The 16899-nt window shown below is 59.1% G+C and carries 3 protein-coding genes; 2 read left to right on the forward strand and 1 reads right to left on the reverse strand.

The features are described 5' to 3' along the window. Positions 1 to 150 precede the first annotated feature (150 nt). Both Y5S_RS08615 and Y5S_RS08620 read left to right on the forward strand, forming a co-directional pair. Entirely contained in the window at positions 151 to 1695 is a 1545-nt protein-coding gene (locus tag Y5S_RS08615; RefSeq protein WP_035232215.1) for a phosphoenolpyruvate carboxykinase, read from the forward strand. Positions 1696 to 1955: 260 nt separating this feature from the next. After that, positions 1956 to 3248 (forward strand): NAD(P)/FAD-dependent oxidoreductase, encoded by a 1293-nt coding sequence (locus Y5S_RS08620; protein WP_035232216.1) that lies wholly within the window; start codon positions 1956 to 1958, stop codon positions 3246 to 3248. A gap of 181 nt (positions 3249 to 3429) precedes the next feature. On the opposite strand, the gene Y5S_RS08625 is transcribed toward Y5S_RS08620, so the two are convergent. Further along, entirely contained in the window at positions 3430 to 16671 is a 13242-nt protein-coding gene (locus tag Y5S_RS08625) for an isopeptide-forming domain-containing fimbrial protein (RefSeq protein WP_156107664.1), read from the reverse strand. Between the last annotated feature and the right edge of the window lie 228 nt (positions 16672 to 16899).

Consider the following 16899-nt stretch of genomic DNA (forward strand, 5'->3'; position numbering starts at 1 on the left):
CGCGCGCCTGTGCTGACTGGAGCCCGTCTTCGGTCACCTTTTGTCTTGCCCGCTGGCAGCAACGGGCACGAGACCGGCACTGTTTACCCGCAATGCGAACCCGGTACGCCACACCACGCCGTACCAATGGCTATTAGCCCAGGAATGACCATGACCGACCCGATTGTTTATAACGACCTCAGCCCAGCCCAGCTGGTAGAAATGGCTGTTCAGCGTAACGAAGGCCGCCTGTCCGACACCGGCGCCCTGGTGGTGGAAACCGGTCACCGTACCGGCCGCTCCCCCATGGATCGTTACATTGTTGACGAGCCGAGCACCAGCGAGCACATCCATTGGGGTGCTATCAACCGTGCCTTCCCCGCTGACAAGTTTGACGCCCTGTGGGATCGTGTTGCTGCCGCTACCGCGGAAAGCGACAGTTTCGTTTCCCACCTGCATGTAGGCGCCGATTCGGATCATTACCTGGCGGTAAAAGTGACTGCGCAGACCGCGTGGCACAACCTGTTCGCCAACACCATGTTCATCCGCCCGGAAAAATACAATCCGCGCAGCAAGGAAGAATGGCAGATCCTGCACGCCCCGCATTTCCAGTGCGAGCCCGAGCGTGACGGCACCAACTCCGATGGCTGCGTGATCCTGAACTTTGCCCAGCGCAAGGTACTGATTGCCGGCATGCGTTACGCGGGTGAAATGAAGAAAGCCATGTTCTCTGTGCAGAACTTCCTGCTGCCAGAGAAAGACGTGCTGCCGATGCACTGCTCCGCCAACGTGGGCGAAGACGGTGATGTGGCCCTGTTCTTCGGTCTGTCCGGCACCGGTAAAACCACCCTGTCCGCCGACCCTGACCGTTACCTGATCGGTGACGACGAGCACGGCTGGGGCAAGGACGTGGTCTTCAATATTGAAGGCGGCTGCTACGCCAAGTGTATCGACCTGAGCCAGAAGAACGAGCCGGTGATCTGGGACGCCATCAAGTTCGGTGCGGTTCTGGAAAACGTGATCATCAATGAAGAGACCCGTACTGCGGATTACGCTGACGTGTCCCTGACCCAGAACACCCGTGCCGCCTACCCGCTGGAAAACATCGACAAGAAAGTCGAAGCCAACCGCGCTGGTGAGCCCAAGCACATCATCTTCCTGACCTGCGACCTGACCGGCGTTCTGCCTCCGGTGTCCAAGCTGACCAAGGAAGCGGCCGCATACCACTTCCTGAGCGGCTACACCGCGCTGGTAGGCTCCACCGAAATGGGCTCCGGCGGCGGCATCAAGAGCACCTTCTCCACCTGCTTCGGTGCTCCGTTCTTCCCACGTCGCGCTGGCGAATACGCCGAGCTGCTGATCAAGCGCATGGAAGAATTCGGCTCCAAGGTTTACCTGGTTAACACCGGTTGGACTGGTGGTCCTTACGGTGAAGGCGAGCGCTTCAGCATCCCCACCACCCGTGGTGTGGTCACTGCCATTCTGTCTGGCGAGCTGGACGAAGCAGAAACCGAGCACCTGGACATCATCAATCTGGACGTGCCTAAAGTGGTTCCTGGCGTTGACAGCAACCTGCTGCAGCCCAAGAACACCTGGGCCAACCCGGAAAACTACGAAGCACGCGCCCGCGACCTGGCCGAACAGTTCGAAAAGAACTTCGCCGAGAAGTACGCGGATGTGTCCGACGAGATTCGCGCCGCCGGCCCCAAGGCCTGAGTGGTGTAAATCGCTGAAAGAGCCCGCCACCGGCGGGCTTTTTCTTTATCGCCCATTGCGCAGACCCGCGCTCTCGGGAAGATAAGGAATTTTCCGGTCTGGACCCGATCACAATGCGGGATCAGACTTGGTATTTCCGGTAACAGACTCCCTTCTGTGCCGGCCGCCCCAAAAGGGCCTGCCTTTGAAGAATAATTCAGAAACGCCAAATGAATTAGCACGGTCGCCTTCTGCAGACGGCGAACCTGACAGGAGCTTCAATGAGCAAACCCAAGATTGTTGTCGTCGGCGGCGGTGCCGGCGGCCTGCCACTGGTCACCAAGCTGGGCCGTAAACTCGGTCGTGTCGGTAACGCCGATGTCACCCTGGTGGATTCCTCCAGTATTCACGTCTGGAAACCGCGCTTTCATGAAGTGGCCACCGGCGCCATCGACGCAGACCTGGATGCAGTGGATTACCGCGCCCATGCGCAACTGAACCATTACCGCTTCGAGCCCGGCACCCTGACCCAAGTCGATACCGCCAATCAGCAACTCACTCTGGCACCGCTCAATGATGAGCAAGGCAAAGAAGTGCTGCCAGAACGCAAACTCGACTACGACTATCTGGTGCTGGCCACCGGCAGCCAGAGCAACGACTTCGGCACCCCGGGCGTGCGCGACAACTGCCTGTTCATGGACAGCCGTGCGCAAGCCGAGCGTTTTCGTGAACGATTCCTGAATGCCTGCTTGCATGCGAACCACGAAGGCAAGCCGGTCTCTGTCGCCATTGTTGGCGGCGGTGCCACTGGCGTGGAACTGGCCGCAGAACTCCACCACGCGGTGTCCATGCTCAACTTCTACGGCCATGACAAACTGGACCGCAAACACTTGCAGGTGGATATCATCGAGGCTGCACCGCGCATCCTCCCGGTGTTGAGCGAGCGAGTATCCGCCACTGCCACCAAGCGCCTGGAAGCACTGGGCGTGAAAGTACGCACCGGCGTCATGGTGGCCGAAGCCACCGAACAGGCTTTCGTTCCCAAGGATGGCGACCCGATCGAGGCTGATCTGCTGGTCTGGGCGGCAGGGGTAAAGTGCCCGGAATGGCTTGGCCAGATTCCCGGCCTGACCACCAATCGTATCAACCAGGTGGAGGTAGAGCCGACCCTGCAAGCCAAGGGTTTCAAGAACATCTTCATCATTGGTGATGCAGCGTTCCTGATCCCGGAAGGCGCAGAACGCCCCATCCCGCCACGCGCCCAATCCGCCCAGCAGATGGCCCAACACACCGCCCGCAGCCTGCAACAGTTGCTGATGAACCGCGAACCGCGCGCCTTCGAGTACAAGGACCATGGCTCACTGGTATCGCTGTCCAACTACAGCTCTGTCGGCATGCTGATGGGCAACCTGAAAGGTGGCAACTTCTTCGTTGAAGGCTGGCTGGCAAGAATGATGTACATCAGCCTGTACCGTATGCATCAGGCCGCGCTGTACGGCTGGCCGAGAACGGTAATGCTGCTGATCGCCGGGCGTTTCAACAAGCTGGTTAGACCGCGGTTGAAGTTGCACTGAGGCGGTAGCGAGTTTCGAAGAGCGAGACCCTGACCGCATCAGACTGCAATAGCAAAAGGCCGCCCCCAAGTTGGGGACGGCCTTTTTTGTGGGTTCTCCCTTAAGGGACGAATTCGAGCGACAGCGAGGCGGCGCTCCGAAGAACTTGCCAGCAAGCGATGTGATCGCCGGCAAGCAAGTTTTATTCCCCGGGCTTTCCGGTTCTCCAGAAGATTTCCGTCTCTATCTCCAACTCATAGGCATTACCCATCTTCGCCCACAGATCAGCGATACGCTCCTTCAATGCCTCAAGCCGTTTTTCCACCAGCTTCTTGCTATCCCTTTCTCCCATGTAGGCAAGTCGCAGAATCGACGGCCCGGCTTGCAACTGATCCATCAGCAACGGCAGGCGGGTCTCCCACTGCATACGCATCTCGACACTGTCTGGCTCGAATACCGGATCAGCAATATCCAGTCGCACGACCCGATGCAATGCCGCCCCGAAGTTGAACTTGATCATCTTGCCTCGGGTCGCACGACGCACCAGTGGATTCTCGGTGGTCATGCGATAACCGGAAGGCAGGGAGCGATCATCCACCTTGAGGATAAAGTTGGAACCGCGCAATTCGTTGGGCACAACGGCACAGGTAATGTGGAAGCGGCCGTACTGATCACTGGTCACGATCAAGCCTCGTGCCGTCACCGCACGCACATTGGGCAGACCCGCCTCACCGTCGTCTTGATAGCCATTCAGGTTGGCATCATCAAACACCTTGCCAATCACATCAGAACAATCGAAGTCCGGATCGGGCACCACTCTCACTGTTGCGCTGGCCTGGCCGGACACCGAGGCGGCACCCGCCAGCGATCTACTGGCCCTGCGCGTGGTCCGCGCCTGGAAGACCTGGGCACGGTTAACGTATTCCCCTTCGCCCACACCGGCACCGACAATGAACAACATCTTGAGGGTGTGCTCACCAGTGGCATCCAGATTCAGCCCCTGCCAGATCAGGCGACGCCCTTGTACCTCAGGCTCTACCGGCAAATCATTCAGCCGCGCCGAGCCTTCTACATATTTGAAACCGGCCGGGAAGTCATCAACGATGGCCAGATCGCTGAGGCGGCTACCGTAGCTGTTATTAATGCGAATCACATAAGGCACAAACTCACCGCGACTCACGTTAACGACCGACGCCACCTTGCTGATGGTGACCGCACCGCTCAACTTCGGGTCCACGGGGATGTGGTTGTTGAACATCTGCCGACCTTCCACCGTCGCACCGGCCAGCATCAGGTTCAGGTAGTAACCAGTCAGCGGGCTGTTGGCCGCCACGGACGTGGGTGGCGCGGCAGCGCTCACCTGTGCCTCACACTGTGCGGACGTGCTGATCGCATCATCACTGCACACCGGCACGTCATAGGCCGCCGTCTGCTCACCGGTGATCGGGGTAATAATGTTCGACTCGCCGGTGGTGAAACCGCCACCGGGCGGCTGCACCTGGATGCGATAGTCAGCCCCGGACAGACAGGACGGGTCGCTGAAATTCATGTCGAACTTGTAGAAACCCGAAGCCTGTGTCACCTGCCCTTGCTGTACAGGATCATCGAAACAGGCTGCTGCCACTGCTACCCCATTGGCCGCAACCAGACTCAGGGTTGCGCCCGCCACGGGTTCACGGGTAACGGCGTTGTAGACTACCCCATTGGGATCAATGGGCAGATTAAGGTTCGCTACCACTGCATCGGCAACCGCAGTAATACCCGTGATGCGCTGCAACCCATCAGTAAAGGCCGGGTCCGAATCCGTCATCCCCAGCGCAGCAGTGGTCACCGTGGCACCCGGCGCTACAAACCGCAGTTCATAACTCTGCCCCGGCTGGGTCTCCGGCAGGCCAGCCAGACTGTAGCTGCCATCATTCGCGGACTGGGTTACCCGCAGCAAGGTATTGTTGCTCCACACCTGAACGTCCCAGTCCACCAGCGCGGTTTCGGTGGCATCGAAGATATTGTCAAAATCCTCATCGTGCCATAACGCCCCACTCAGGGTCGCTGCCCCGGGAATGGCACCCACCTGAATATCCACCGTGCTGCTGGCGGTCTGGGTATTGTTGTTCCAGTACACCTCACCGGTGTTGCTGACAATGGCGTCCAGAGGAATGGCGCTATCCAGGGTGACCCGGAAACGCAACAACGCATTGGCACCAGGTGCCAGGTCGCCATAAGCCATGCCGTAATCAGCGACCAGCAAGGTGCCTTCGGTTACACCGGCAACGCCGCCATTGAGGGTCGCCGAGTTGGCAACAAACACTCCCATGGTGGCCAGCCAGGAAAGATCATCCTGAATGATGACCTGGGTCGCCGGCACGGTGCCCACATTGGAGACCTGTACGGTGTACTCAAGCTCGGACCCGGGCATCACTGCGCCGCCACCAACCACCACCACATTCTTCACAATCGCCAGCTGCTGGGCTTCGCCCACGATGATCTGGGTGGGCTGGTCACCATTGGAATCAATACCGTCCTGATCCGACAGTTCATCTGGCAGCTCTTCACTACTCATGGTGCCCTGGTTGATGATCACCGTACCGTTGGCGGTGCCGGTATTAATGGTGACCTGCAGGGTGACTTCGGCAGTGCTGTTTGCCGCCACGACACCCGAAGCTTCACCAACGGAATTCACCGGCATGCCGGACACCAGCGGCGAAGCACCACTGAGATCCGCCACCGCGGCACCGTTCAGGGTGGTGCTGGCAGGAACATAGCTGGTGTTAGCCGGTATCAGATCGGTCAGCATCACATTGGTAGCGGGCTGATCCGCCGTGTTGGTCACGGTAAAGGTGTACAGCAGGGTGTCGTCCGGATCCGGGGCGTTGTTGCCATTGAGATCATTGGCCAGCACCACGGTTTTCTGCACGTCCAGTAGCGGCAGGTTACCGACAATATCCACAGTGGGATCATTCAGCGCAGGCGTGGCCGGATCGTCGGAAGGCTGCTCCATGAAATCGGTGCCGCCGTTGCCCGTACCCAACACAAAACCCTGGTTGGCAATCAAGGTGCCCGGCAGCGCATCGCTGTCCACTTGCACGTCAAACGTCACTGTCGCCACATGATCAGCCGGTGCCAGACTGTCCGCCAGCAGCACGCCGGGAGTCACATCCACCGGTCCGTTGACCAGCATGCCGCTTTCAATGGCCGAGATCCCCGCCGCCGGGTCAGGGACCGGGCTACCATTCAGCGTGGTGGTTCCCGCCACGTAACTGGTGTACTGGGGAATGGCATCGCGCAGGAACACGTCACGGGCATCTTCATTACCAATGTTGGCCACGGTGAGGGTGTAGCGCAGGGTTTCGCCCGGCTCCAGCACGCTGGCATCCGCACTGATGTCGGCAGACACTTTCTGTACCCGCATCTGCGGTGCCGAATTCACCGTGATAGCAGTGGGATCTTCCGAGCCCGCCAGGGCGGGATCATCTGTGAGCTGCAGGGTGTTGCCCAGGAAGTCGATCCGCCCCTGGTTCAATACCTCAGTGGCATCATCCAGCACCGCCACCAGGGTAACGTCGAACGTCACCTGAATGGCGTCGCCAGCGTCGCCCTGGGCGGCAAGATTGAGATCGGCAATATCCACCAGGCCCTGGCCATTGGTGCCACCTGCCGGGTCAGAATTATCACTGCTGCCTGCGGGCAGGGAAACGATCACCAGAGACCCGGCTTCGAACCACTCGCCAGCATTCAGTGCGCCCAGATCATCAATGATCGAGAACCCGGTCAGCGACGCCGCGCTGGTGTTGGTCACATCAATCACATAGCGCAGGGTATCACCGGGGCTCGGTTGCCCATCGCCATCCGCATCCACCTGCACACTGACGGTCTTGTCCACCTGCATGGAAGGCAACACCGGGGTCAGGGTGTGGTAATCCTGCGGATCCGCCACATCCTCGATCACTTCCTGAAGGTCATGGTTGTAGGTGCGTCGCACTGGGGCCGCATCGTCCGCGCTGAACCACTGCGTGGCCGCTGCAAAATTGGTCAGGCTGGCGTCAGTGGGAGTGTCCTGATCCAGTTGCGCTTCATAGCTCACCACCAGGATCTGTTCCGGCCCCAATGCTGCCGTGGCGCTGACACCATTGATGACCAGCACACAGGGATCGCCTGGGGTAAAGCTCAGCGTGTAGTCCGTACTTTCTGCCAGTGTGTTCACCAGCGTGGTGGCATCGGATTCGTAGATACTCACATCGGTGACCACCGGCGGCACATCACACATGCCTCCCGCTGCCAGATTCGGGAGATAATCGGTCACCGTAATATCCCGCGCCGTGGCGACGGTGTCGGTGTTCTGGACTGACAGGGTAAATAGTCCCGGTGTGCCATAGGCCAGAGTGGCCGGGCCATCCTTGGTCATCACCAATGACGGCTCGACAATGATCATGTCTTCCGAGGTATCGGCCAGGGTGGCGGTATCTCCGGCGAAACTGCCGTAGGAATAGCGCGCGGTATTGTTGAAGGTCAGACCTGCCACATTGACCGGATCATCCTGCAGATAGACCGTCAGCTCCACCAGCATCTGTCCCGATGCCGGCACATCCACACCATTGCCGCTGGCCTGATCCACCAGATCCAGCGCGGTCGCCGTGCCCTGATTGCTCATGGCCGCCCAGCTGGTGCCGCCGTCGAGGCTGTAGCGGGCTTCACTGAAGGCCAGCACCGCCACAGAGGAGGACAGGTCATCCAGCACGTGCACATCGCTCAGGGCAATGTTCTCCGCCACTGCCGGCACGCGAATCTGGTAAGTGAACGGCACACCGATTTCAGCTTCGGGCTGGGTGATCGTTTTCTGCAGCGCGCCGGCACCAGGGGACGTGAGGCTGGCCGACTGGGCGGCGGTCGGGCCATAGTCTTCCCGCTCACTGGCATCGCCGTCGGTGGGCACATCACCGTTGTCGAAGGAGAAGTAGAGATTCACCAGCACGCTGTTATCCAGCGTCAGGCTGGCACCGAGATCGGCATCCCCCTGGGCCGTGTAGACCAGACGCAGGGTGTCACCTGCCGGGATAGTCCAGGCATCGGCAGCGCCGTCCAGATCCCACTGGGCCTGGCCCGTCACCGGATCATAGGTTGGGGCCTGTACCGGTAACGCCGCCCCGGACAACAACTCGATACTCTGGGTGGTAACACCTGCCACTCGTAGACCGGCAGGCAGCACATCCTGAATCTGCACGTCGTAGGCCGGTGCCTGACCGCTGTTCTGAATATCAACGGTGTAGGTCACCACTTCACCAGCGGTGACCACCGTATCTGCCCCCGTGGCGGTGGTCACATTCACTGCAGTGACGTCCAGCAAGGGCTGATGCACGTCGATGCTGGCCGTGGCGGGAACCGGGGTCACCGGACCACTCACCAGGGTATAGGTCAGCTCTGCACTGTTGGCCAGGGTCTGCACCAGCGGCTGCTGACTGAGCGCGTCCAGGTTCAGCACCCGTGCCTGATAGGTGATCACATAGACGTCGTTGCTGGCATCGCCATCCACCGGATTGGTGATATCACCAATGTCGAAAGTGACGGTCTGGCCACTCACCGCCGGGGCAGCCAAGGTCCCTGCCGTACCAAACTGATCCACACTGACCACTTGCTCGAACGCCATGCCTGCAGGGAGGGTATCGGTCACTACCAGATCGGTGTGGGAGCCCTCCTGCAGCGCTACCTGCAAGGCAAAGTTGACCCGGTCACCGACTCGCAATACGCCATCGTCATCGGGCAGATAGGTATCGCTGACCACCTGTTTGCTGAAGGCGGTGCTGTCGGTGGTGGTCACCTGACTGCTGTCCGTAGCCACATAATCATTGAAGGCCGGAGTTTCACTACCGGTCCGCTCGTAAGCGCTGCTGCCCGCCAGACTGGTCCAGCGCAGCACCAGGGTGTTGTTCAATGTCTGGCCGGCACCCACGCTGTCTTGCACAACCGCCTGATAGGTGAGATTGAGGTTGCCACCTTCCGCCAGAGTAGCCACGTTCCAGGTCAGCACCTGAGGCGTATTGATCCCGTCACCGGTGATCGTATCCGGATCCCCCAGGCTGGCACTGCCCGCTTCATACACCAACCCGATATCCAGCGTATCGGTCAGGGTCAGGTCATGGGCATCTGCGGCATTGGCACCGGTAGCCGCAGTGACCTGCACGCTATAATCCAGCACCGTACCGGCATTGATGGTGGCCGGCGACGTCACATCCTTGCTGACCGTCAGCTGCGGCTCGGCAATGGTCAGGGCGGCGGTGGCAGAACTGGTCAGGGTGCTGCCATTGAAGGTATAGCTGGCAGTATTCACGAAACTGTCGCCGGCATTGCTGTCGGCGTTGTTCACCACCCTTGCCACAAGGGTAATTTCCGCCTGTTGCCCCGCCGGGATCTGCGCCAGGTTGAGATCCACATTCTGGCCGGCACTGCCGTTGTCGGTGAGCCCGAATGCCGGGTCGTTCACCGTTGCCGAGACGAACTCCAGATCACTGTTCAAGGTATCGGTGATCTGCACATCACTGAGCGCCGCGGACAGGGTCGCGCCGGGTACAGTGATGGTGTATTCCACTGCTTCGCCAATCACCGCCTTGGTGGTGGGTGCCAGCAGGGTCTTCACCGGTACCGCCAGGGTGGCCGGGTTGCTCATCACAAATTCGGTCACTGCCACCGGCGCGTAACGCTGGCCACTGGTGGCCGGTAGCGACCAGTATTCGGTAATGCCAGCGCCATGGCTCCAGGTGGTATTGGGAGGCGTGTCGGTGTGGAAACCGATGTCGTAATCGATGGTCAGCACACTGCCCGGCATCACCGGTACATTCAGCTTGATACTCACGCTACCGCCGCGTGCTGCCGGCGGCGTATAGACAAAATCGGCGGCAGCCAACGGCGTACCATCGATGCTCAACACCGGCGTGGTCAGGGTGCTTTCATCCAGTTCATAGGCCACGTTACCGCTGATCAGCAAATCATAGGCCGGTGCATCGCCGTTGTTCTGTGTCTCCAGCCGGAACGCCATGGTCTCGCCCGCCAGATCCATGACGTTGTAGGGACTGGTGCGACCATTGCGCTCGGTCTTGACCACATCACTCATCAACGGCTGGTTAACGGTGATGCCTACCGTGCCTTGCATGCGGCCCGGATCCAGTGGCACCGGGTCGCCGCTCAGGGTGGCATAGGAAAGGGTCACCGCATTGTCCAGCCCCAGAGCCGCCTGATGCGCCAGCACATCCTCGACCACACGGGCACGGTACACCAGCACCAGGTCATTATTGGCAGAGTTATTGTCGTTGGCGTTGCTGATATCACCCAGGCTGAACGTCACTGTCTGCCCGCTGCTTGCATCACCGGCGACCGATGGCGCGCCAATGGGGGCATGGGTAAAGGGATACACTGAATCAAACGGCGGCGTATTATCGCCGTTAACGGACACAATCCGGTCAAATTCCATACCTGCCGGCAGCACGTCGGACAGCACCACACTACGGGTGGTGCTCTCGTTCAAGGTCAGGGTCAGCTGATAATCCAGGCTATCGCCTACCCGCAATCGGCCGTCGCCGCCGAGACTGCCATCAGCCGCCCAGGTGTCCACCAGGAACGCCTTGCTGATCGCCGTGTCATCGGCAGAGTCGGCGGTCGTGACCTGGGCGGAAATACAGTAATCGTCCGGGGCAGTAATCGCCGGACAGCCGTCACCGGTACGCTCGTAGACACTGACATCCTGCAGCGAGGTCCAGTCCGCGTTCATGATGTTGGTAAAGGTGCCGCCGGGAACACTGATCACCGCACGGTAGGTCAGCACCAGTGCCTGACCGGCAGCCAGATCCAGACTGCCGTCAGCATTATCTCGGCCCCAGATCCACTGACCACTGCCGCCATCCGCAGGGGCACTGACAAAGCCGGTCACCGCACTGCCATTGATGGTGGCCGTCGGGGTAAAACTGCTATCCAGGGTCAGCCCCGTGGGCAGGGTGTCAACGATGTTCAGATCATAGGCGGTGGCATTGCCGTTATTGGTCAGGGTCACGGTGTACTCCAGTACCGTCCCCCCGGTGAGCTGACCACCACTGATGTTGGTGTAGTTCTTGGTGGCAGACAGATCCGACTCAATGGCGGTCACCAGCGCCGTGTTGTCATTCAGGGTCGGGGCAGGTGCACCGGTCTGCCCATGGGTGTAATTCACCTGCACCCCATTACCGAGTGTGTCGCCACGGTCGGTATTGAGGTCGTTATTGATACGGCCGTAATAGGTAATGCGAATCTGCGGATTAAGGGTGGTGGTGCTCAGATCATCTTCTGTGGCGGTCACCACCGTACCCACATTCCACAGTACCGCGCCGCTGGCACCATCCGTCGGCAGCGCACTCATTGCCGCTTCGGAAGGCGCAGCACCGTTGATGCTGGCGATACCGGTGAAATCGTAGGTGATATCAAAGTCAGCGTTGTCCGCCAGCACATAGCTGACGGCACCACTGTTAAGAAAATCCTGAATCTGCAGGTTCTGGGTAGTGCCTTCCGGCAACAGGATATCCAGTTGAAAGGCCTTGTGAGCACCGATCTCGGGCGCCATGGCCGGGTCCAGATCAGTCTTGGTCAGGGCCAGCGGCCCCACGGTGGCCTGCACCGTGTTACTGATCGCTTCGTAGTCGTTGGGGGCGGAGGCAGAGCCATCCAGGGAACCGATACGCTGGCCATCGGCCGCGCCATCCGCACCGATCTGACCGGTGCTGTTGAGGGCGGTGCCTTGCCCCGGCAGAGAGGTCCAGTCTCCCCGCACCAGGTTTTGCAGCATTTGCAGCGGCTGCACCGCATCATCTACCCGTACCTGGAAAGTGAAGGTGCGGCTGGCGCCAGGTGCCAGCGGGTTGGCAGGCAGCCAGACAAACACCGGACGATTGGGGCCATAGGTGGTGGTATCCACCACATCGGGCGGATCGGTCCCTGACACGCTACCGGCAATAAAGGTCATTTCGCTGTCGAGCAGGTCTTCCCACACTCGCAGGTTATAGGCCGGCGCAGTGCCGCTATTGGTGGCGGTAATGGTAATGTCGATCAGGTCGCCACCATCCACCGGGTTGACCCAGACTTTGTCCAGGCTCACGTCCGCTTCCTTCACCTCGACGGCCACTTCATCGAAGGTCAGCACCACGGTGGCACCGCCCTGATTTTGATAGCTCAGCTGGGTGGTGGTTGCCGGGAAACCATTGGTGAGGGTGGTGCCATCATTGTTGCTGGCGCTGTTATCCACCCGGGCGATAAAGGTGAGCGGAAATTCAAAGCGGCTCTGGCCCGCCACCACGGACGTCAACGTCACATCTCCGAAATCCCAACGCACCTGGGTACCGCTGCAGGTCGGCGTAATTGGCGGTACCGGAGTCAGATCCGGGCGCTTGAAGCCGGCAGCCGCATAGGGCGGCTGACTGAGATCCACCACTGGCGCTTCGGCACAGCTAAGCCCTGCGGGTAATTGATCTTCCACCACCAGGTTACGAAGCACCGCCACCGGCAACTCTGCCAGTAACTGATATTCGATTTCCTCACCCGGGGTCACTTCCTGGGGGCTGCCCTGCCCCAACGGCGTTTGAGAGAGACGCAGAATTTCCTTTGGCTGGGTGAGCAGCGGAATGATCTCGATGGCGGCATCGGCTTCGGCACTGTTGTACTGACGGGCACCGCCCAGCTCACCGTTGCCCGGAGTCACCACAGTCTGTTGACCATGCTCGTTGGCACTGCCTTCCAGGCTGTCATACAGGGAGCTAAAGCGGTTGGTCAGCACCTGCTGCGGCGCAGCCCGTTCATCCGGGTCCACACGATAGTACAGCTCCACACTGTTGCCCGGCTCGATGCGACGCAAGCCGGTGCCATCCACACCGTGCAGGTGCGAGAAGGTGATTACTGCCGGGGTGCCGTTAAGCACCACATTGTCCGCCACGCTCCCTTCACCGTCCGTGTCAGCCCCATCAATCAGGCCATCACCGTCGTTGTCCAGACCGTCGGTGGCAAAGTCCACCACCAGCATCAGGTCACTGGCATCCAGATTGTCGGTGAGTTCCAGGTCGTAGGCTGGCGACCGCGGCTGGCCATCATCGGCGACGCGATTGCTTACTGTCAGACGGAAGATATAGCTGTGGAAGGTATCGCCTTCGTCCGTCAGATCGACCCAGTTGCTACAGCTCGGGCCGGCACCGTACAGGGTTTCATTACAGACCTGTTTTTCCACCTCGATAACGGGTTCAGTGACGACCACATCCGCACGACGGATCGGCTCTTCCGGGTAGCCTGTCGTGGTGCCTTGGGACAGACTCCCTTCGGCACCGATCAAACCGCTACCCAGGGTGTAGTTTTCCTGCAGCTGGGTGTTCTCGTTGAAGAACGCCGCATCAAAGGTGGAATCCAGCACATTGGTGCGATTGGCCGCATGCACGTTGGGTGCATTACGATCATCTTGGGGCTTGTTGAGAATGCGGGTGACGGTATCGAGAATGAACCACTCATCTGCCACTTCGATTCGGGTGCTGTCCGGCACATTGAAGCGCCAGCCAAACTCACCTTCCTCCAGCGGTGCACGGGCAGTATCCATGTTGACGCCAGTGATAAGCGGAGTGGATTGCAGGGTGTAGTCGGTATTGGAAATATAGCTCTGACCATCCGGCACCTGATCACGCACCTGGATGTTCTGCACGGAAATAAACGAGAAGCCGGGCGTCTCAAAACCGAACCAGCCGCCGGTCTCAATTTTCCAGGTACATTCCTCACCGATTTGTACGCGCTCACGATCCTTGCTTTGCCCTGGTGCAGGCGCCTCGTAGCTCACATCCGCCACGTTTTCATTACAGGTGCCCACCAGATTCTTGATCAGGTTGAAACCGATCACCCGCGCCCAGTGAGTGTCCAGCGAGTAGTTGTTGCCGCGATCAATCTCACCATCGGCCCGCAGATTATTGGTGCTGCCGGGAGCAGGAAACCACAATGGCAGGCCATCGCCACTGGCATTCAAACCACGTGCAGTAAAGATTTCACCAACCACATCGGCCCGGAAGGTCAGATCATCTTCTGCTATACCCGCCGGATCGTTGGTCTTGATGACTTCAAAGTCGTAATTAACGGTCTGCCCCGGTGCAAGGGGAGACGGCTCGTCACAACGGTAGACGGTGGCAGTGGAGGGAATCGCCACCGGATCCACCCAGGTCTTCCAGGGGGCGGGTTGAATCGGGCTGCCGGACACGGGCACTACCGAACATTGCGCCGGAGACGTGACAATTTCCATGGTGGCACCAAACGTGACGAACGCCTGGTAGTCCTCGGCATCATGTCCGCCATTGTTGGTAAGGATGACCCGCAGTGGCAGGCGCTGATTGCGATCATTGGTGAGAATGAAGGTCTGACCATCGATATTGATGTCCAGGTCTTCCGGATCTGCCGGCACCTGCCCGCGATCCTGATCAGCAATCGCGTAGTTGTTCAGGCTGTTGCCCGTCATGCTGCCGTTGTTGTTGTTACCCCGCAGGTCATATTCCTGAAGCCCCTGCGCCGCGCAGAGTGTGCGGAACTGAACATAGAGGCGGTTTTCCAGATCGGGGACTTTGGTGGGGTCGGTATTCGGTTCCGGTGAGGAAATTACATCCTCTTCCAGCACATCCAGGTTGGCCGACAGGTCGTAATAATCCGGATCGATCAACACCACCCGGAACTGGAAGGTCAGTTCATCACCATGACGCATCAGATGCCGGTCTTCTTCCGCCTGATCCGCATCACTGTCGGTGGTGGAGCTGGACAGCCGGAACTCCGGTGCCGTGTTGTTAAGGTAGGTGGTGGTATCGCTACCATTCAACGGCAGGCCGCCAGCACGGTTGATCCATTCCAGGGTATCAATGCGCCCTTCATAGTTACCGTACAGCTGCGACTCAGCCACAATCTGCGGAGTAAAGGTCGGGTCCATCACATACTCGGGCGGCAACACATCGCGCAGGTGCCAGCTGTCACCCTGATCGAAATAGACCGTGCCCCGCCCTTCATTACGCAGGGTGATGGTCATCAAGCCACGCGCCCCCACTGGCTGCACGCTATCAAGACCGGTGAGACGACGCTGGACCCGCAAACCGATATTGCTGCCACCGCCATCGGTTTCGCCGTAACGGGTGTACATGTTGGCATCACCGGTATCACTGGCGTTCAGTCCACCGGGGCCTGGCTGCGCCTCACAACCGTATTCCACATCCTGCACATCATTCTGCATCCAGCCCTGACGGCATGAGGCGTCGTTATAAATCTTGCCCACCATGTACAGGTTGATGGTCTGACCATTGTTGGCATCCACCAGATCCCCGTTCTCATAGGGCAGGTTGTCATCCCCTGCCCCGAACGGTGGCTCCACCACATAATCATTCAGCGGGTTACCGAGAGCGATACTGGTTGGCTCACAGTTGCCTGGCATGCCCGCGCCATTATTCGCCGCCACGGTATTCGCCGAGCCTTCGGAAGCACAGATGTGGGTAATTTCCATCAGGTCCGCATCGCTGATCACATCGTCCAGGCGCAGATCCTGTACCGGCGCATCACCGTTGTTGCGAATCTGTACACGCCAGACCACGTCATCATCGTTGTGACCGTACACCGTGTCGCTTTCGCTGGCGCGGCGCTGACCAGCATCATAGTTCCAGCCGGATTTGGCGATATCCAGGTTGGGAGAACGATAGTCCAGGGTTTCATTCCGATTGAATGGGCCTTCGTTATAGGGATCGGTTTCCCAGGTCCAGCCGGTAGGGAAGCTCCACTCACGGTCCCATTCCAATGCATTGGTGGCCGAGCAGCTGTCCTGCATGTCGAAATCGACAAGGCTCGCACTCACATTCTTCGAGGCGAATTCCAGCCCTTCCGGATTGGAGGGACGATGCACCGCAATACGCACCCGCATGGTAGTGGCACGACCGATCCCTCCACCGTTCTCGCGGTTGTTGCTGGTGTTGTTGTTCAGCGTGGGCAGGTTGGTAACGGTGACGGTATTGCCCGACTGGGAGACCGAACCGCCGGCGGTGTAGCCACCACCATTGATACTGTAAGAGACTTCCGGCACCGCCCCACCGCCGCCATACCACAACTGCAGACCGGTTGAACCGAGGTTGAACTCGATCTCGATATTGTCCATATCGGGATCACTGGTACCGTCGCCCCCATCCATAAAGGGATTGCGCACTTCAGCAGTGACATAGCCATAGCCGCACAGTTCACAATAATTCAGGTTGTTATTACCGACGAAGTCGAAAAGCTGCGGAGAGCCCTCCCGGGCATAACACTGCGCCCAGAGCTGCCCCCCGGAAAGCACTATCAACAGCATCGCCACTGCCCATTTCAGCGGAAATGTAAAATGGCGTGGACGCAGGGCGGCAAAAATCATCACCCAAGGCAAGGCTGGGCGGGCAGTCGTCGTCGTTTTCAAGAGGTCTTGTCTTATTGTCGTCGTGGGAGGTACGAATGCATTTGAAACCCATTCAAATACTGGTGCTATCGTCCTATAAATTGCACTACAAGAACGTGACCATGCTCCCACCAGAAGAAAGGACTACAGACTAAAGCGTGACGCAAATCATAAAAATAATAATAAAAAAGTATTAAAAGGTAGCCAAAGGCATCTCCCCTCCGACCAGCGGGGATTCACAAATCAGTA

This window comes from Alcanivorax nanhaiticus (assembly GCF_000756665.1).
In the GTDB taxonomy this organism is placed as follows: domain Bacteria; phylum Pseudomonadota; class Gammaproteobacteria; order Pseudomonadales; family Alcanivoracaceae; genus Alcanivorax; species Alcanivorax nanhaiticus.